The organism is Lactobacillus sp. ESL0261 (genome assembly GCF_003693025.1).
Classification (GTDB): domain Bacteria; phylum Bacillota; class Bacilli; order Lactobacillales; family Lactobacillaceae; genus Lactobacillus; species Lactobacillus kullabergensis.
On the sequence record NZ_REHN01000006.1, the window covers coordinates 332,503 to 351,700 of the forward strand.

Annotated in this window: 14 protein-coding genes; 6 read left to right on the forward strand and 8 right to left on the reverse strand. The window is 33.7% G+C overall.

Annotation, left to right across the window (positions count from 1 at the left end):
- The first annotated feature begins 21 nt into the window (after window positions 1-21).
- From parE to F5ESL0261_RS05005, 4 genes are all read left to right on the forward strand, one after another.
- Window positions 22-1,980: a DNA topoisomerase IV subunit B gene (gene parE / locus F5ESL0261_RS04990; RefSeq protein WP_122052379.1), complete on the forward strand. Its 1,959-nt coding sequence runs from the start codon at window positions 22-24 to the stop codon at window positions 1,978-1,980.
- 15 nt (window positions 1,981-1,995) lie between these two features.
- Window positions 1,996-4,449 (forward strand): DNA topoisomerase IV subunit A, encoded by a 2,454-nt coding sequence (gene parC / locus F5ESL0261_RS04995; protein WP_122052380.1) that lies wholly within the window; start codon window positions 1,996-1,998, stop codon window positions 4,447-4,449.
- Window positions 4,450-4,589: 140 nt separating this feature from the next.
- Window positions 4,590-5,525: a LysR family transcriptional regulator gene (locus tag F5ESL0261_RS05000; RefSeq protein WP_122052381.1), complete on the forward strand. Its 936-nt coding sequence runs from the start codon at window positions 4,590-4,592 to the stop codon at window positions 5,523-5,525.
- Window positions 5,526-5,654: 129 nt separating this feature from the next.
- Complete coding sequence (locus F5ESL0261_RS05005) at window positions 5,655-6,584, forward strand: manganese-dependent inorganic pyrophosphatase (RefSeq protein ID WP_034979178.1); 930 nt, start codon at window positions 5,655-5,657, stop codon at window positions 6,582-6,584.
- A gap of 42 nt (window positions 6,585-6,626) precedes the next feature.
- Here the strand turns inward: F5ESL0261_RS05005 and F5ESL0261_RS05010 are convergent, their stop codons facing one another.
- Entirely contained in the window at window positions 6,627-6,986 is a 360-nt protein-coding gene (locus F5ESL0261_RS05010; protein WP_034979176.1) for a helix-turn-helix domain-containing protein, read from the reverse strand.
- A 1,347-nt stretch (window positions 6,987-8,333) separates the two neighbouring features.
- Between F5ESL0261_RS05010 and xerS the strand changes: the two genes are divergently transcribed.
- Window positions 8,334-9,422 (forward strand): tyrosine recombinase XerS, encoded by a 1,089-nt coding sequence (gene xerS, locus F5ESL0261_RS05015; protein ID WP_045928068.1) that lies wholly within the window; start codon window positions 8,334-8,336, stop codon window positions 9,420-9,422.
- A 14-nt stretch (window positions 9,423-9,436) separates the two neighbouring features.
- On the opposite strand, the gene F5ESL0261_RS05020 is transcribed toward xerS, so the two are convergent.
- The 3 genes from F5ESL0261_RS05020 to F5ESL0261_RS05030 form a co-directional block, all read right to left on the reverse strand.
- On the reverse strand, window positions 9,437-10,072 hold the full coding sequence (locus tag F5ESL0261_RS05020; protein ID WP_122052525.1) for an NUDIX hydrolase N-terminal domain-containing protein: 636 nt from the start codon (window positions 10,070-10,072) through the stop codon (window positions 9,437-9,439).
- A gap of 55 nt (window positions 10,073-10,127) precedes the next feature.
- Complete coding sequence (locus tag F5ESL0261_RS05025; protein ID WP_122052382.1) at window positions 10,128-11,006, reverse strand: DegV family protein; 879 nt, start codon at window positions 11,004-11,006, stop codon at window positions 10,128-10,130.
- A gap of 75 nt (window positions 11,007-11,081) precedes the next feature.
- A complete protein-coding gene (locus F5ESL0261_RS05030) occupies window positions 11,082-11,495 on the reverse strand; it encodes a MarR family winged helix-turn-helix transcriptional regulator (RefSeq protein ID WP_122052383.1) in 414 nt (137 codons plus the stop codon).
- Window positions 11,496-11,851: 356 nt separating this feature from the next.
- Here F5ESL0261_RS05030 and F5ESL0261_RS05035 point away from each other — a divergent pair, with 356 nt between their 5' ends.
- Complete coding sequence (locus tag F5ESL0261_RS05035) at window positions 11,852-13,540, forward strand: NFACT family protein (RefSeq protein WP_122052384.1); 1,689 nt, start codon at window positions 11,852-11,854, stop codon at window positions 13,538-13,540.
- A gap of 46 nt (window positions 13,541-13,586) precedes the next feature.
- Here F5ESL0261_RS05035 and F5ESL0261_RS05040 read toward each other — a convergent pair whose 3' ends face one another.
- From F5ESL0261_RS05040 to lspA, 4 genes are read right to left on the reverse strand one after another with little or no spacing between them, the layout of a single operon-like run.
- The gene (locus F5ESL0261_RS05040; protein ID WP_122052385.1) at window positions 13,587-16,763 is read right to left on the reverse strand and encodes a carbamoyl phosphate synthase large subunit; all 3,177 of its coding nucleotides are present in this window, start codon (window positions 16,761-16,763) and stop codon (window positions 13,587-13,589) included.
- 3 nt (window positions 16,764-16,766) lie between these two features.
- Window positions 16,767-17,822: a carbamoyl phosphate synthase small subunit gene (locus F5ESL0261_RS05045; RefSeq protein ID WP_122052386.1), complete on the reverse strand. Its 1,056-nt coding sequence runs from the start codon at window positions 17,820-17,822 to the stop codon at window positions 16,767-16,769.
- Entirely contained in the window at window positions 17,823-18,734 is a 912-nt protein-coding gene (locus tag F5ESL0261_RS05050) for an RluA family pseudouridine synthase (protein WP_122052387.1), read from the reverse strand. It lies immediately after the preceding gene.
- Window positions 18,727-19,191, reverse strand: coding sequence for a signal peptidase II (gene lspA / locus F5ESL0261_RS05055; protein WP_122052388.1), 465 nt, complete (start codon window positions 19,189-19,191; stop codon window positions 18,727-18,729). Before lspA ends, F5ESL0261_RS05050 begins: the two co-directional genes overlap by 8 nt.
- Window positions 19,192-19,198 lie beyond the last annotated feature (7 nt).

Here is a 19,198-nt window from a genome sequence, read left to right on the forward strand (position 1 = left end):
TTTTTAACTGGAGGAGTCTATTTGACTAAAACAAGTAAAAAAACAAATTCTTATGATGACTCATCAATTCAGATTCTTCATGGTCTGGAAGCTGTGCGGAAAAGGCCAGGTATGTATATTGGATCAACTGATGTTCATGGTCTTAATCAGCTTGTCTATGAAATTGTAGATAATTCAGTAGATGAGGCAATGGCCGGATTTGGTAAAGAAATTGACGTAACGATTCATAAAGATAACAGTGTGACGGTACGTGATTTTGGTCGTGGGATGCCTACAGGCATGCATAAATCTGGTAAGCCTACAATTGAAGTTATCTTGACTGTCTTGCATGCTGGTGGTAAATTTACCGAACAAAATTATAAGACTTCTGGAGGACTTCATGGAGTAGGTTCTTCTGTCGTTAATGCTCTTTCCAGTTATATGGATGTTAAAGTTATACGGGATGGAATTGCATACGAAGAAGAATTTAAAGATGGTGGTCATCCCGTTGGTACATTGAAGCGCTTAGGTAAAACTAAGGAACCTACTGGTACAACCATTACTTTTAAACCAGATGAAAAAATTTTTTCGACTATTAAATATAAATATGAAACTATTCAGGAACGCATACGTGAGTCGGCTTTTTTGCTTAAAGGTGTGCGCTTTGTCTTAGTAGATGAACGAGAACCCCAACATCATGATGATTTTAAATATGATGATGGTATTAAAGCTTTTGTATCCTATCTGAATGAGGGTAAAGATACTTTAAGCGATATTTTTTATTTTTCCGGTAAACAGGATGAAATTGAGGTTGAGTTTAGCGGACAATATAGCGACAGTTATTCCGAAAACCTGGTTTCTTTTGTTAATAATGTGCGTACAGCGGATGGTGGTAGTCATGAGGTAGGTGCACGAACTGGTTTTACTCGTGCTTTTAATGACTATGCTAAAAAACAAGGACTATTAGGTAAAAAAGACAAAAATATTGATGGCTCTGATTACCGTGAAGGTTTAAGCGCTGTTTTATCAGTTAAAATTCCAGAAGAGCTATTAGAGTTTGAAGGCCAGACCAAGGGCAAACTAGGAACTCCTCAAGCTAGATCAGTTGTTGATGCAATTGTTTATGAAAAAATGTCATATTACCTAATGGAAAAAGGTGAACTGGCACAAGAGCTGGTGAAAAAAGCACAAAGAGCAAGGGATGCTCGTGAAGCTGCGAAAAAGGCTCGTAACGAGAGTAGAAATGGCAAAAAACGTCATAAAAAAGAAGTCCTGTCTGGTAAACTAACACCGGCGCAGTCTCGTAATCCAAAAAAGAATGAACTTTTTCTGGTTGAGGGGGACTCTGCTGGTGGTTCCGCAAAACAGGGACGAGATCGTAAGTTCCAGGCAATATTGCCTTTACGGGGAAAAGTTTTAAACACCCAAAAAGCAAAATTGCAGGACATATTTAAAAATGAAGAAATTAACACCATGATTTACACCATTGGTGCTGGAGTAGGTGCTGAATTTAAAGTAGAAGATTCAAATTACGATAAAGTAATCATCATGACGGATGCCGATGATGATGGTGCCCATATTCAGATTTTGTTATTAACCTTTTTCTATCGTTATATGAGGCCAATGATTGAACATGGTAAAGTTTATATCGCTTTACCTCCTCTTTATCGCTTGCAAAAAGGTCGCGGCAAAAAGGCTCAGGTAAAGTACTCCTGGACTGATGAAGAACTTGCTGCCGATGAAAAGAAAATGGGTCGTGGTTATGCTTTACAACGGTTCAAAGGTCTGGGAGAGATGAATGCTGAACAGTTGTGGCGAACAACAATGGATCCAGAAACAAGGCTGCTTATTCGGGTAAAAATTGACGATGCTGCCTTGGCTGAGCGTCGTGTGACCACATTAATGGGTGACAAAGCAGGTGCAAGGCGAAAGTGGATTGAAGAAAACGTTAAGTTCAGATTAGGGGATAATGTTTCAATCCTGGAAGAAGAAAATGAATAAAGAGGTTTTTAATTAATGGCTACAAAAGAACGAATTCGTGAAATGCCCCTTGAGCAAGTCATGGGTGAGCGATTTGGCAGATATTCCAAATATATTATCCAAGAGCGTGCCTTGCCAGATATTCGTGATGGTTTGAAACCAGTGCAAAGAAGAATCCTTTACGCTATGTTTCAAGATAATAATACATATGACAAGCCATTCAAAAAGGCGGCTAAAGCGGTGGGTAATATCATGGGTAATTTTCATCCCCACGGTGACAGTTCCATTTATGGTGCCCTGGTTCACCTTTCTCAAGACTGGAAAATGCGCGAACCACTAATTGAAATGCACGGTAACAATGGTTCAATGGATGGCGATGGTCCCGCTGCAATGCGTTATACCGAATCACGTTTGAGCAAGATTTCCAACATGTTACTGCAAGATATTGATAAAGATACAGTCAACATGGTTTTGAACTTCGATGATACTGAGTATGAGCCAACGGTTTTACCAGTTCGGTTTCCTAATTTATTAGTTAATGGTTCTACAGGTATTTCGGCTGGTTACGCTACCGAGATTCCACCGCATAACTTAGCAGAAGTAATTGATGCTACTATTTATTTGTTAAAGAATCCTGATGCAAGTCTTGATGATTTAATGCATTTTGTTAAAGGCCCTGATTTTCCTACAGGTGCCATTGTTTTAGGACAAAAAGGATTACGTGAAGCCTATGAAACGGGTCGAGGACGCATTCAGGTAAGAGCAAAAAGTTCAATTCAGGAAATTAGAGGCCATCGCGAAGAAATTGTTATTACTGAGATTCCTTTTGCTGTTAATAAAGCTTTGTTAGTTAAAAAGATGGATGAAATTCGTCTTAACAGGGAGATTGATGGCATAGCGGAAGTGCGTGATGAAACTGACCGTCATGGTTTATCAATCGTAGTAGAGTTAAAAAAGGGTGCTGATGCACAAAATATTCTGAATTATTTATTCAAGAATACTGAATTGCAAGTTTCCTATAACTTTAATATGGTTGCCATTGACCATATGACACCAATGCAAGTTGGTTTAAAACATATACTGTCTTCTTACTTAGAACATGAAAAAGACGTAGTAATCAAGAGGACGAAGTTTGATTTAAATAAAGCAGAAGAGCGTCTGGAAATTATACAAGGTTTGATCCATGCCATGGATATCCTGGACAAAGTAATTAAGATTATCCGAGCTTCTAAAAATAAGGCGGAAGCAAAGAAAAATCTATCAGACAAGTTTAAGTTTACTGCTCGGCAGGCTGAGGCAATTGTGTCTTTACAATTGTACAGGTTAACCAATACTGACGTTAATGCTTTAGTTAAAGAGCAAAGCGAGCTGAATGAAAAAATAGCTCGTTTTAAAGAACTTTTGTCTAATAAAAAGATCTTAGAAAAGGAAATAATTAAGGAATTAACGACAGTTAAGAAGGAATTTGGCAATCCACGGCGCACTGAAATTTCATCTGAAACCGCTAAGATTCAAATTGATGAAAAAGCATTAGTGGCAGATGAGCAAGTACGTGTTTTAATCAGTCGTGATGGTTACTTAAAGAGGTCATCTATTCGTTCCTGGCAATCTAGTGAAGATGAGGATAATGGTTTGCCGAGTGGGGATGACGTTGTATTCGAAAAGACTCTGTCAACGTTAACTAATTTATATTTATTCACTGACCGTGGTAATGTCATTTATAGACCAGTTAATGAATTAGTCGAAACGAAGTGGAAAGAAACCGGTCAGCATTTGTCTCAGGAAATTGGCTTAAACGAGAATGAGAATATCATTCGGGTCTTTGATTTTGAACAATTAAACCAAAAACTAAACTTTTTAATTGCAACTAATGATGGTTATATAAAACAATTGGAACTATGTAATCTCCAGCCTACTAGAACTTACCGTTCACGCGCAATTACTGCAATGAAAATGAAAAAAACAGACAGTAAGGTTGTTCGTGTTGATTTAGTAAAACCTGAAAGTAATAAAGAGATTATTTTATTTACGCATAAAGCTTATGCTGTCCGCTATGATTTGAGCGAAATTCCTGCATCTGGTGCCAAATCATTCGGAGTTAAATCTGTGAATTTAAAAGATGAAGACTATGTAGTTTCGTATATAGTCATAAATCCTGATTATCTTGACTTAATTCGGATAGGCATTATTACTCAAAGAGGAGCTTTTAAGCAGTTTAAGGCTGGGTTAGTCAATAAGGTATCCCGTGCCAAACGAGGAGTATTAGTTTTAAGGGAACTTAAAACTAAGCCGCACCGTGTTGCTGCTGTTACTTCGTATGGCCAAGAGCATACCCTGCTGATAACAACAACAAGCAGACGGTATATAAAGATTTCGACTTGTGATTATCCTTTGGGTGACAGATATTCTAATGGTTCTTTTGTATTAGATACGACAAGTGACGGTCATCCAGTTAATATAAAATTGGGAAGGCCTTTAAGAGCAGAATAAATTTTTATTTATTTAATGATATTAATAATTTATGGAAGGGCTTCAACAGATTTAAATATTACTTTGACACAAAAGGGTTTTTGATTGATAATAGCATATAAATAGAGCCATATTATTATTAAGATAGAAGGAATAATCTTATGCCTAAAACAGATACAATACTCTCAACCAAATCCCTACATTATTTTTTGCAATTAATTGATACCATGAACTACACTCAAGCTGCTCAAATCCTTGGTATTACTCAACCGGCTTTAACTCAGCAGATAAAGAAAATTGAACATGCAATCGGAACACCCTTGTTTGGACAAATGGGGAAAAAGCTTTATTTGACTGAAGCTGGCAAGCAGTTGCAAACGGGTGCAATTAAGCTTCTCGGGACTATTAACTCTGTTGTTAGCGATATACAAGAGTTTACTCAGGCTGACAAAGGCAATATTGCAATTGGTGTTTTAGAAAGCGTCAATTCTGATCTTCTTAGAAAATTTTTGGTTGAATTTAATAAAAATTATCCCAATATAACTATCAGTGTTTCTTATTTCAATCGTAAAGATCTTTGGTATAATCTTGATAATAATTTGGTTGATTTAGCAATGCTTTATCTTCCCGAAACTACTAAAAGGAGTCAGGCGAATTTACAAAATCAATACGAATTAATGAAAGTTACTCAAGACAAATTAATTATCCTAACTCACGATAGAAGTGTTGAAGCAGGGAAGTCCTATCCAGTTTCTAAGTTTTTAGGAAAGAAGTGGGTTCTTTATCCAGATAGCTTTTATTTAACTCAGATACTTAAAAACAAGCTTGGCAGTAAGGTGAATGTAAGAAATGGTCTGAATGTTCCTTTAACTTTTACTTCTACCAAGGAGATGGTTGAGACAGCGCAAGATACAGGCTATGATACAATTGTAAGTGACTCTTATTACCGCCTAAATCAAAGTGAAATTAATTTGGTACCTGTATTTTTAAAAGGCATCAAAAAATTCACAATTTCACTTATTTATCGAAAGGGTAAAAAAGAGGTTCCACGTATACAAAACTTTTTGAAAGAATTTAAAAAGTTTTTGGAAGACTGATGTTGCCACATAATCTTGTAAGTTCTTTTGCTGTCAGACAAAAATTTATAATTTGTTCTGTCAAGAATAGCCTTTATTAGGTAAACTAATTATATAAGTAAAATTTTAAAAAGAAAAAGAGGAAATCTAATGGAAAAAGAATTGGTCTTTGGTCACCAAAATCCTGATACAGATGCAATTGGGACAGCGATAGCTTATTCATATTTGCAGAATAAGCTGGGTTACAACACTGAAGCGGTTGCTTTAGGCGAACCTAATGATGAAACAGCTTTTGCATTAAAGAAGTTTGGTTTTGAAGCGCCAAGAGTGATCAAAACAGCAGCAAATGAAGTTAAAGAAGTAATGCTTGTTGATCATAATGAACCACAGCAAAGTGTATCAGACATTGATCAGGTTACTGTAACTCATGTTGTTGATCACCACAGAATTATGAATTTCAACACTAGTATGCCTTTATTTTATCTTGCTGAACCGGTAGGTTGTACTAGTACAATTATGTTTGGTCTCTATAAGCATTTTAAAGTGGAAATTCCCAAGAATATCGCCGGTATTATGCTTTCCGCCATTATTTCTGACACATTATTGCTAAAATCACCAACAACTACCGACAGAGATAAAAAAGCCGTTAAAGAACTTGCCGAAATTGCTGGTGTAGATTACGAAAAATATGGCTTGGAAGAATTAAAAGCCGGAACTAATATAGCAAGTAAATCAGAAGAAGAACTAATCGATTTAGATGCCAAATCATTTGAATTAAATGGCAAAAATGTACGAGTAGCTCAAATTAATGTGGTTGACTTGCCAGAAGCATTAGAGCGCAAAGAAGCCTTCCTGAAAACTATGAAAGATTCAGCAAATTCAGAGGGCTACGATTTGTTTATGCTGCTTATAACTAATGTACTCGATTCAGACTCAACTGCATTAGTTATAGGTTCAGACGAAGCTTTGGCTTCGTTTGAAAAGGCATTTGGGGAAGTTAAAGATTCAGAAATCAGTTTACCTGGTGTTGTTTCAAGGAAGAAACAGGTTGTTCCACCATTAACTGAAGCATTTAAGTAATTTAAAAAGCACGAAATAGTTAAATCTATTTCGTGCTTTTTTTTAATCTTTGTTAATTTCCTTAGCCAAAATAATGAATGATTTACATACTCTTTCAGCTTTGTCAGGTGACATTTTTCTAAGTTCATTAAGAACCTTCTTAATAAATACAGGAGTATTATCTTGATGATTTTCTACCTTAACTTCCTTAAAGCGATAAGCATTCATGATAATATCTGGTGTAGTTGTATTTAAAGCTCTGGCAATTGAGTCAAGCTTTTGAATACTGATGTTTTGATTCTTTGTTCTTTCCAAACGAGAAATAAAGTTAACCGATAAGTCACTTAATTCAGCAAGATCCTCCTGGGTCAACTTTTGTTCGCGCCGCCTACGGCATATTTCTTTTCCTAAATTTATACTCATGGAATAAATTCAACCCTTTCAAAAAAATAATTCCATATTCTATAATAACAGATTAATTATAGAATTGAACAATAAAACAAAAATAATAATGAATAAAACACTTGCTTTTGGCAAAATTATACTCAAACTAAATGTTTTAAACTATACCCCACATAGTATTGTAAGCTATTTTTTGGAAAAATAAAATAAAAAAGCACCAATTAATTAAACTTAAAGTGAAAAAGGAAAGAGTGGCAAATATTATATCAAAGCGTGCATTCGCTTGCTAGAGGGGCAAGTAGAAAAGCGCTTAAGTGAAAAAACAAAATCCAATTGTTTTTATATATTTATCAATTGTAGAAAGCGCTTTTATTTATATTTTTACACTTATAACATAAAAACTTTAAATAAATCAATTAATATTGGATATGATAAAAAGGGTTTAGTAATTATTTAATTTACAAATTTCACAAACAATAAGTTTTATTTTGTATAAAGTAAAATAAAACTTTTCTTTCTAAAATTATGGATTTTTTATACAATAAAAAATTTATTCAAAAGCAAATTTAATGACAACAAAAATAAAAAGTTAGTTCTCCAATTACTAATTTAATTCAATAAATTAGATATGCTTTGGTGAAGATAGAGTGGAGTCAAATGTAGCTGCTTTTATTGATATAACTTCGTATAATATATATTATGTAAAGTAAAATAAAAAATTGAAAGAGAGCTTATGAGATTGAGACTGCATTTGACTTACACAAAATAATTTTACTTTGAGATTGTCACAGGTCAATTCAGAGCTCGTTAAAATCAAAATGAATGCATAATTTATCAATTGGTCATTGAGTTGCCTTTGAGTCTCATCAGAAATGACTTGAATTTTTATTAATAAAAGTGTTTTGTTAATTAATATTGAAAGTTTATAAAATTGCGTTGATATATTTTTAATTAAGTTAATTAAGAATTGCTTTGATAACAGTTGAGTAATAATGGTTAAAATCTCAATTTTAAGTATAAAAAGTCTGCTCACATAATTTTTTAGTTGCTTTCATTAAAACTATAATTTTAATGAAAGGTATTAAATTAAGAAACAAGTTCAACTTTTTTGTATTAGTTGGTTGATTTTTAGCAAAACTGAATATCATCTTTTTAGATAAGTTTCAATTAAAGTCGAAATTTCTATTTCAAACTTTTTAAAAGATTTATCCTAAAATATCAAAGCAGTATTTTGTTTCATTAAATGTAATTTTCGCCTTTCCCTCACCTCTATCCCATAATAAGTATACACGACACAAACATACATTCTAGTTTTGTTTTATAATGAATCATATAACTTAATAATTGAAGCTAGGAGAAATTTATTACGTGGAAACAAAGAAATATTTAGATCTAATTGATGAAGAATTAAATAAAATGCCTGATTTTGTTAAAGAATACAATTTTGGCACAAGTCACTCTTTAGCTACATCCTATCAGTATCTAACAGAAATCAGAAGATTTTTTGACTGGCTCCGTCATGAAGGCATTTCAAAGGCTGAAAATAACAAAAGTATTGAAACTCAAACTTTAGCTCACCTGCAACGCAATGACATCATGCTTTACATTAATTATTTAGGTCATACTAAAAATAAGCAAGGCAACTTGAATTCGCCTACAACAATAAATCGGTCTATTAATGCCTTGAGATCTCTTTTCAAATTTTTAACCATTACTGCTGACAATATAAATGGCAAACCCTACTTTGAACGCAATGTCATGCTCAAAATTGATTCTCTTAATAACACAAAAACTTTAAACTATCGGGCCCATGTTCTTGAATCGCACATGTACACAGGAAAATTAAAATACCAGTTTTTGGATTTTATTGAAAATAATTATGAATTTAAATGCAATAAGCATGCGTTACCAGCTTTTAAAGCAAATAAAGAACGCGATATGGCAATTATTGCTTTAATTTTAGGAACTGGAATCAGAGTTTCTGAGTGCGCAGGAATAGATCTGCCAGACATTAATTTTAAAAAGGCTACGTTGGACGTAACCCGCAAAGGTGGCCAGCGAGACAGCGTACCAATTGCTGAATGGACGTTGGTTTACATTAGAGAGTATAAGAAAATAAGAAAGCAGCGTTATTTGGCAGTCAAAAGCGATTCAGCATTTTTCCTGACTCGCTGGCATAATAAAACACGTCGGATCACCACGAGCGCTATCGAGAAAATGGTCAACAAATATTCAGCTGCTTTTGGACATCCCCTCACTCCTCATAAATTACGTCATACAGTGGCTTCTGAACTATATGGGGTAACCAAAGACCAAGTGCTGGTAGCTCAGCAACTGGGCCAAAAAGGAACTTCAGCAACCGATTTATATACTCATGTTGATCAAAAAAAGCAGCGTGCTGCTTTAAATGAGATTTCAAAAACAGATAAAAAGAATAGTGATCACAAAGGGGCTTAATACAAAGCCTTTTTTTATTCAAATTTTGTTTGCCAGTTAGAACTTTGATTCGCTTCAAAACACATTTTTATCTCTGCTGAAGAATTTCGTGGCAATGATAAAGGTGGTAAATTATCAAGTTCGAAAAATGAACATTTATCAGTTTCGGTATTCTTTGAAAACTTTCCACCCAAGTCTTTACACAAAAAGATGACGTTACAAACATTGATAGGTCTTTCAATTCGCTCTTTATCATAAATATTAGTTGAATGATTGTTCACTGCAATAATTTGTTTAACTTCAATTTTATGCCCGGATTCTTCTTCGGCTTCTTTTATACAGTTTTCTTTAACGGTTATGTTAGGTTCACACCAACCACCAGGCATTGACCATAAATTATCTGTAGTTTCTTTAACCAGTAAGATTTTTTGTTTATTGAAAATTGCAGCTCTAGTAGAAACTTTAGGTGTCTGGTACCCATCATCATTACTAAACAAGCCTTTAACAACATTTATTGATAGTCCAGTTATTGCTGCCATCATTTCAGTGGCAATCTTTCTTACTTGTTCGTAACGCTCCCTATCAAAACGATCATAACCGTATTCTATACCGTTTTGAGCAATACTCTGTAACTCTACAGCCCATTTTGTTATTTGATCCATTTGCTTTATCATATATATCCACCCACTTCTGTAACAAAAAAAGCAATCTTGTGAAAGGTTGCTCTTATTTAGTCAAATCTATTTTATCTATGTCAATCATCCAACCAATTGCAAAAGACTTTTCTCCTAGATGCGTGGCAATAACAGGGCTAAATTTCGTAACGGAAATGTTTTGCTCTGGAAATTTTTCTGTTAAAAATGCTTTAGCTTCATCTACCTGACTGCTATCATTGGAATCAATAATAAAGAGCTTGATTTTATCTTTATAAGGCAATTGATCTATTTTTTTTACCGTTAATTTTTTAATTTTGATAAAAGCTCGTTTCATAGAACGAATTTTGTCAAAAGCTACTATATTGCCGTCTTTGAAAGTAAGCAGCGGCTTGATATTTAGCATAGATCCGATAAAAGCACTGGCATTGCTTAAGCGCCCTCCTCGACTTAAATTGTTTAAATCATTAACTACGAATATTTCATCAATAGTTGAACGAATTTTTTCAAGTCGAGCTAAAATTGTATCCAGATCAAGACCATTTTTTATCATTTTAGCTGCTGCCAAAACCAAATTACCTTGTAAGCGAACAGTCATTCTTGTATCAATAGCATGTAAATTATATTTTGGATGATTTTCAGCAATATTACATAATGTTTGATAAAAACCAGAAATCCCGCTGGAAAGTGTAATAGCAATAATGGCTTCATAACCCTTATCATTTAGGCTATCAAAAAGACGAATTAAATCGCCAGTGCTTGGCTGAGAAGTTTTAGGAAAATCTGCTCCCTCTCTCTGCATTTTGAAAAGTTGATCAGAAGTAATATCAACATTTTCTAAATACTCTTTTTTACCTATAATAATTGGAATTGAAACAACAATAATGTTATTTTTTTCTGCCTCTTGTTTTGTAATGGCGCTAGTACTATCAGTAACTAAAGCAATCTTCATCTAACTTACCTTTCGCTTTTGTCTGTACAACATACAAGAATTATAGCATAAAAAAATAAGTGTTTCGACTATCAACTATAGCGAACTTGTTCTCTCTGTTTTCTGCACGAGTTTAGCAAAAGTTTGGTCAAATGCTCTTATTTCTTGTTCTGTTAAACCATGTAAAAGTGATGCTTCTATCTCTTTTAAAACATTTCTCAGTTCAGAAATTTTTTTCAACCCCAGATCATTTAACAGAACTGTTTTGCTTGAGTCACTTTCTGACCTTCTAATTGTTACAAAACTCATGGTTTTCTTTTGCTGCAATTGTCTGCTTAATGTTGAAAGTGATATTTTTAATTTTTCAGCTAAATCTCCCATTTTTAAAGCAGTATTACCATTATGGTAAAAATAAAGCAAAATTCTGGTTTGCGAAAGATTTAACCCACACTTTTTATTTATTTCGTTTTTAATATTTCCAGCAATTGTGCTAAAAGATAAAACGTCCATTTAACTACCTTTTCTGATTAAAACAAAACATAAAAATATTTTATAAACTTAAATTTAAGCAATATTAAAAGCATGAAAATGCATAAAAAGCCAAACGAAAAGTTGTGAAACATTCATGCTTAATTGTATAGTAATATTTGTTACTATTATTTTTAGCTTATAAATATTTATATTGATAACTTTAAATCTATATTACCAGTATATCAGTTTTTTGCAATGATTTCTTTAGTTAATCCAAAAATGATTACTATATAATTAGTAGTACTCTATTTTAAGATTATAAATAAAAAATATTTTAAACAAGCACTTATTGCCTAATACTTGGTATAATAGAAAGCGTGTTTTGAGGTGATATTATGGCTTTTGATGGTTTGTTTATACATAGCCTGCTAAATAATGTTAAACCAAAAATAGAAAGTGGCCGGCTTTCCAAAATTTATCAACCATTTGAACAAGATCTAGTGCTAACTTTTAGAAAAGACAGAAAAAATATACAATTGCTATTATCTGCCAATGCTCAGTATCCGCGTTTTTATATTACTGAGCAAACTATTGCTAATCCTGATAAGGCACCAACTTTTGTTATGGTGTTACGTAAATATTTAGAAGGTTCAATTCTACAATCAATTGACCAGCTAGGAGTTGACCGAATCGTCAATTTTTATTTTAGTAATCGTAACGAACTTGGAGATCAAGTTCAGTTAGTCTTATCATTGGAGCTAATGGGAAGACATAGCAATGTTATTCTTTATGACCAGAAAAATGGACGTATAATTGATTTGCTCAAAAGAATTAATCCTGATGAAAATAGAGTGCGGTTGCTCTTACCCAAAGCTAAATATGAGTTACCTCCCCTTATATCTGGTATTGATGGTTTCAAGATGACGGAAACAGAGTTTAATAAAAAAACTTTGAATTCTGATCCTGAAAAATTCGCCATTCAGATTGGGGGACTTGATCGAGACGATCGTCAAGAACTTGCAGGTTATTTGGAAGACGATTTTTCTTATTCATCTTTTAAAACTTTTATGGGTCAATTTAATAAAAAAGGTGCTTTTATTCTGAAAACGCCAAATAATAAACGAAAAATTTTCCCTTATTTGCCTTACCATCTTAACCTGACTAAAGAAAGCTCTGATCCAGAGATTAATCATGCATTAGATAAATTTTATCAATATCAATCAAATCAAGATTGGGTCAGACAAAAGTCAAGTCAAATTGAACGTGTTGTAAAAAACGAGCATAAAAAATTAACCAAGAAAATAGTTAAGCTTCAAAAGCAATTGGACCAAGCTGAAAATTCTGAAGGGTATAGAATTAGAGGAGAAATTCTTAATGCAAATTTGTCCCAAGTTAAACCGGGAATGACTGAAATTGACCTGCCTAATTATTATGATAACAATCAACCACTAAAAATTAAGCTTGATGCGGCACTCTCTCCTGCACGAAATGGTCAAAAATATTTCACCAAGTATAAAAAGCTGCGCGATTCAATTAAACATGTTAAAGAACAAATAAAAATAGCTCAAGACAATTTAAATTATTTTGATACTATTCAAACCGCGATCGATAATGCTGAACCACAAGATATCGATCAAATTAACGAAGAATTAATGAATCAAGGCTACATTAAAAAACCCCAGAAACCTAAACGTAAAAAGAAAATCACTGAGAAAAACCTCAATAAATTTCGCATTTCATCTGGTAAAACTGTTTTAGTTGGTAAAAATAATTTACAAAATGATTGGCTCACCTTAAAAAAAGCTAATAAAACTGATATTTGGTTCCATGTTAAAAATATTCCTGGTTCGCATGTTATCTTGCAATCTGATCAACCAACAGAAAAAGATATTTTAGAAACTGCGGAAATTGCGGCCTATTTTTCTAAAGCTAAAAATTCAGCTCATGTGCAGGTTGATTATGTGCAGGATAAAAGAGTAAAGAAACCTAATGGCGCGAAACCTGGTTTTGTAATTTATACTGGACAAAATTCAATTGAAGTAACCCCTGAAAAAGAAAGAGTATTAAGCAAAAGAATAAACTAAAAAACGAGGATGATTTGTTCATCCTCGTTTCATTTTCGCTTTATTGTCAAATTGGCTGTGTAGTTAACGCCAGCGATTCTAGAACACCCAAAATAAGTTCTGTGGTTTCGATACTTGAAAAAACAGGTATATTCTGATTCAAAGCTTCATCACGTATTCTGGTAGCATCGTCACTAGCAGAATCGGATAAGTTAGTAATGTTAATCACCATATCAATTTTGTGTTGTCGTATTTTATCTAACAGACTGTGAGAACCACGACTAATCTTGGAAACAATTCCTGTGGTTATTCCAGCTTCTGCTAAGCCATTAGCTGTACCTTCAGTAGCAATTATTTTGAAACCCAGACGATAAAAACGTTGAGCCAATGACGTAACTTTTTCTTTGTCTTCATCACGAACAGAAATAAAAATTGTACCAAAGTTAGGTATTTTTATGCCACTGGCTTCATAGCCTTTGTATAAAGCTTTTGCAAGCTCAGTATCTCGACCCATGACAGATCCAGATGACTTCATTTTTGAATCAAACGTATTTTCACTTTGGTAATCAATATATGAGAAAACTGGCATTTTGACAAAAATAAAATTATTTGAATGCCACAAACCATTTTTACAACCTAAGTCAGGTAAGTTTTTGCCGATAAGCACTTCCGTTGCGCATTTGGCAATATCTTTTCCAATTGCCTTAGAAAGAAAAGCAATATTGTGACCAGCATATGGCTTAATTTGTAGTAAAAAGATTTTCTTTGCAACAATCAAAAAATGTAAGGTAAAAATCCCACGCATATTTATGCGTTTAACTAACTCAATAGCATATTCAGTAAGTAACTTCTTGCCCGTTTTTGTTAAATTTTGCGGCTTAAAAACAGCTATTGAATCTGACGCGTGAGAACCTGTTTGCTCCAAATGCTCAATAATACCGGGAATTGTGACATTTTTACCATCTGAAATGGCAGTAATTTCATATTTATTTCCTTCGATAAAATGGGATAAACTGACCTTGGATAATTGATTTTCCTTTAAATATTTCTTTAAAGCTGGCAAATCATAGACAACAGCAGATTTTTGCTTAACGCCCATATTATTAAATCCGCCAATGAGAATTGGAAATCCATGTTCATTGATAAAATTTTTTGCCTCTGTTTTATCAACTGTTGTTAAAAGTTTATTTTGACCTAAACTTTTTAATGGTTTAGTTAAAACCTGCTCAATCCGATCTTTCGGATTAATGTTTTTACTGCCTAATATATTTAAACCATTTTCTATTAGTTTTTTACATAAAGCATTCATTTCTTTGCCAGAGAACTGAACTAAAACATCTTTTATTTGCTCTTTTTTAGCAATATGTAAGATACTTTCAAGAGTTATAGGTTCTAAATAAACCTTATCTGCCCTTTTATAGCTAATTGCTACGGATTCATCGTTATTGGATAATAAAACAGTGGCATAATTATTATTATGTAAAGTATCTATTGCATGACTAATCATGTAGTCAAATTCGCTTGTAACTGAAACTTGTGAAGGTAACATTCCGATCACAAGCACTTTTTTGGCTGCAGTTAGAGCTTGGCTTTCATCTTGAACTCCATATGAACCATAATATGCCTCAACCAACGGCTTAATTGTTCCCGCGGATCCATCTATTTGCTGATAAGCCGGCTTCAAATGTAATTTTATAAGCTTCTTTTCGATCGCATTAATATCAGTATCAGAAAGATCAGAAATTAACGCGTTGCGAAACCCCCTCTTTTTCGCTTCAATCAATAATTCCTCTGTTAGATTTCCAGCTGCTAATTTTTGTCCTATTTCCACAATATGTGCCAGTTTTTGAAAATAAACTGGATGAATATGAACAATTCTTTGCAGCTTATGATAACTGAAACCCTTAGATATTGCGGCTAAAAGCTTAATTAGATGTGACTCATCGGGATGCTCTAGATCATTTGCTATTTCGCTTTTTTCTTTCCCTTTTTCAGTTTTAAAAATCTTGAGTGACATTTTTAGGTTAACTGTTGATGCAAGACCTTTTAAAAAAGCAGATTCAAAATTCGTTCCTATTCCGATAGCTTCACCACTGGCTTGCATTTTGGCTCCTAATAAATAATGGTTGCTGCCGGATTGTGTTAATGACCAGAAAGGCATTCTAACTGCAACTTTATCTAAGGTTGGCTCAACAGCAGCATTGAGACCTGATAAGGGATCTGTTATTTCATCCAAACGGTAGCCGATGGCTACTTTACATACAATATAACCTAAGCTGTACAATCCCACTCTCTTTGACCAAATTGCACTGCGTGTTAACCTGGGTTTTATTGATAAAATTTTTACAGAAAATTTTGTTCCCTCATGTTTGACAGCAAAATGAATATTTAATATTCCAACGATTTTTAATTTGTTGGCAATTACTTTAGCAGTTGCACGAATTTTCTGTACCTGGTCGTTGTTTAGCGTTAAAGCTGGCATTACTGTAGCAGAATCTCCTGCATTAATAGCAACGGACTCAACAGTATCAGCTAAATTGGTAAAGAGTACATTTCCAGAGCTGTCACGAATTATGTTTGCAATGACTTCTTCCCAAGAGGAAAGATCTTCAGACAAATGATAATTGCCAAAGGAAAAACTTTCTGATTGTCTTTCTTTTGTTAGATACTCGTTCAAATCAGAAACGTTGTCAAAAATAATTTGTGTATTTTTTGCTGAAGTATTTTCTTTAATAAGCATTACTGGAAACTGAACTTTTTCAGATAGCTGTTTCTGAATATCAACAGCACTAAAATCAGTTAAATTCCAATATTTATTAGCCTCAATTTGATTTTCAGCCAAAAAAGTATTCATTTTTTGATGATTATCCATTGTGAGAGTTTGCTTGTTCAAGGTCAGCAATCTAACTCCCATTTTTTGCAATATACCATCCTGAACTAGTTCTCGTGTAACTTTTAAGCCTGTAGTTGAGCCATAAGCAGAAATAATAGCACTTGGTTCTTCCATGCGAATTATTCTTTTTAGAAATTCAAGTGTCATTGGTTCAAGATAAACAGTTAGCCCAGATTTTTTGTCAGTAGAAATAGTTGCAGGATTGGGATTAACTAAAACAACTTGAATATCTTCTTCGGAAAGTGCTTGAATTGCATCTTCAACTAGTAAATCAGTTTCAGATACTTTACCAACCAAGGTTGGGCCAGATCCAATGATTAAAACTTTATCTAAGTCATTCTCTAAAGGCATTTTTTACACCATCATCTTTACAAAACTATCAAAAATAGGAAGAGCATCAAGACTTCCAGGAGCACCCTCAGCATTAAAAGCTGTACCAATTACCTTATTGGCTTTATTACTGTAACCAGCTAATAACTCACTGTGGAGATCGTATAATTCTTTTTCCATTTCAAATTGAACGCTGTTTGGCAACACTAATTGATCTATATTCATCGCCACTTGCCAAATCACATTCGTATTTTGGTCAATAATTGGATAATTAATGCCATTATATGATTGAGGTAAAGCAACTAATTCAAAATTAAGAAATTCACTTAAGGCTAAAAAGCCCAGACCAATTCCCCAAAGAGGAATTTTTCTATAAAAAGCTGCCAGAATAGGATTAAGATTCTCTTTGAGTTCGTCTACTTTTCCTGGACCACCAGAAATAATAATTCCTTGCGGTCGCAAATTTTTAATATCAGGTACTGACACATTATAAGGTAAAACAGTAGCGTTTACTTTTCGTAAAGATAATTCTCTAAGCATAGAATGCTTTAATCCCAGATCGATAATAGCCACAGTTTTACCGACGTTAGGTACCGCATATGCATTTTTAGTTGAAACAGTGGCAGACTTGTTTTTAGGCAAAACTAAAGCTTTGATTTGATCAAAAGCATGTTCGTCGTTTGTGTCCATGATTGAGGCTTTTATGGTTTTCTCTTTATTTAAAAGATGAACTAGAGCCCTGGTGTCAACATTATAAATAGCCGGTATGTTTTTTTCCTTTAAAAAAGAAGCTAAATCTTGAAAGTTTTCACTATCTGAAATATTTTGAGCTACATCATTGGCAATAATTCCTTTTACAGTTGGATTAATACTTTCATAATCTATTGCGTTAATGCCATTGCCACCGATCATAGGAGCAGTAAAAACTAAAATTTTACCTGTGTTTGTTGGATCAGTTAAAGCTTCCTGATAACCAAAATTACCAGTTTGAATAGCTAATTCACCTGTAGAAATTATTGAAGCTCCCAATCCCTCTCCCGGAAATGATTGACCATTTTCCAGAACTAAATATCGTTTCATTTAATCACTTTTTTCTCTTAAGTCAGCCAATTGTTGCAGGAAAATTTGTGGAGGTTGCACTTCAAATTCCAGCCATTTGCCTGAATGTGGTTGTTCAAATCCCAAAACCTGAGCATGCAAAAACTGACCATTACCATTTAAGGTATGATGTGGCCCGTACAATGGATCCCCTGCAACCGGATGTCCAATATACGCTAGGTGCACCCTAATTTGATGTGTACGCCCTGTTTCAAGCTGACATTTTATTAAACTATATTTTGGGAACTGTTCTAGAACAGTAAAATGAGTGACTGCATCTTTACCGTTTTCGACTACAGCCATTTTTTTACGATTATAATGATCTCGACCAATCGGAGCTTCTATTGTTCCAGATTTTTCAGAAAAATTCCCGTGGACTATTGCTAAATAAAGTCTTTTATTTGTTTTTTGTGCTAATTGTGTCTCTAAGCTTTCACGCGCAAAAGCGTTTTTGGCCACCATCAATAAACCAGATGTGTCTTTATCAATTCGATGCACAATTCCCGGCCGAAAGCCTTCAGGACTTTCGGCTAAATTTTTTGTATGAAACAGCAAAGCATTGACAAGAGTGTGATCTGGATGTCCAGCAGCCGGATGAACTACCATACCTTGAGGTTTGTTAACAACTATTACATCTTGATCTTCATATATAATATCAAGCGGTATATCTTCTGGAACTACTGCCAAAGGTTTTAATTTCGGTACATTAACTGAAATTAAATCATTTTTTTGTACCTTATAAGAAGTTTTAACTGCTCTGCTATTGACTAAAATATTTTTATCTTGCACTAATTCTTGGATCCTTGAGCGCGATAAGGATGGAATTTTAGTTGCAAGCACTTTATCGATTCTACCTTTTTCCTCCTGAATTACTAATTGATATTTATCAGGCATTATTTTTTTCGCTTTCATCAAAAAACAGAAGATAAATAAAAACTAATATTATCCCTACTGTTATTGCAGAATCGGCAATGTTAAAAATATTGAACTGAATAAAATCGACTTGGATCATGTCAATGACGTACTTTAGATGAATCCTGTCAATTAAATTACCTATTATTCCCCCAAGAACCAATGCAACTCCAGTACTGAAAAGCTTGCTATGGAATTTTTTAATAAACAGATAATATAAACATACTATGATGGCTATAATGCTAATTAGATAAAAAAGTCCCATTTGACCCGGAAGAATGTTCCAAGCAGCACCTTCGTTTTGCACGTAGGTAAATGAAAAAATATGAGGAAGAACCTGGTCAGATTCCCCCAGTTTATAGTTACCAGCAATAAAAGACTTTAAAGTCTGATCGGAGATCACTACTAATAATGAAATAATTAAATATATAAATTGCATTGTTATT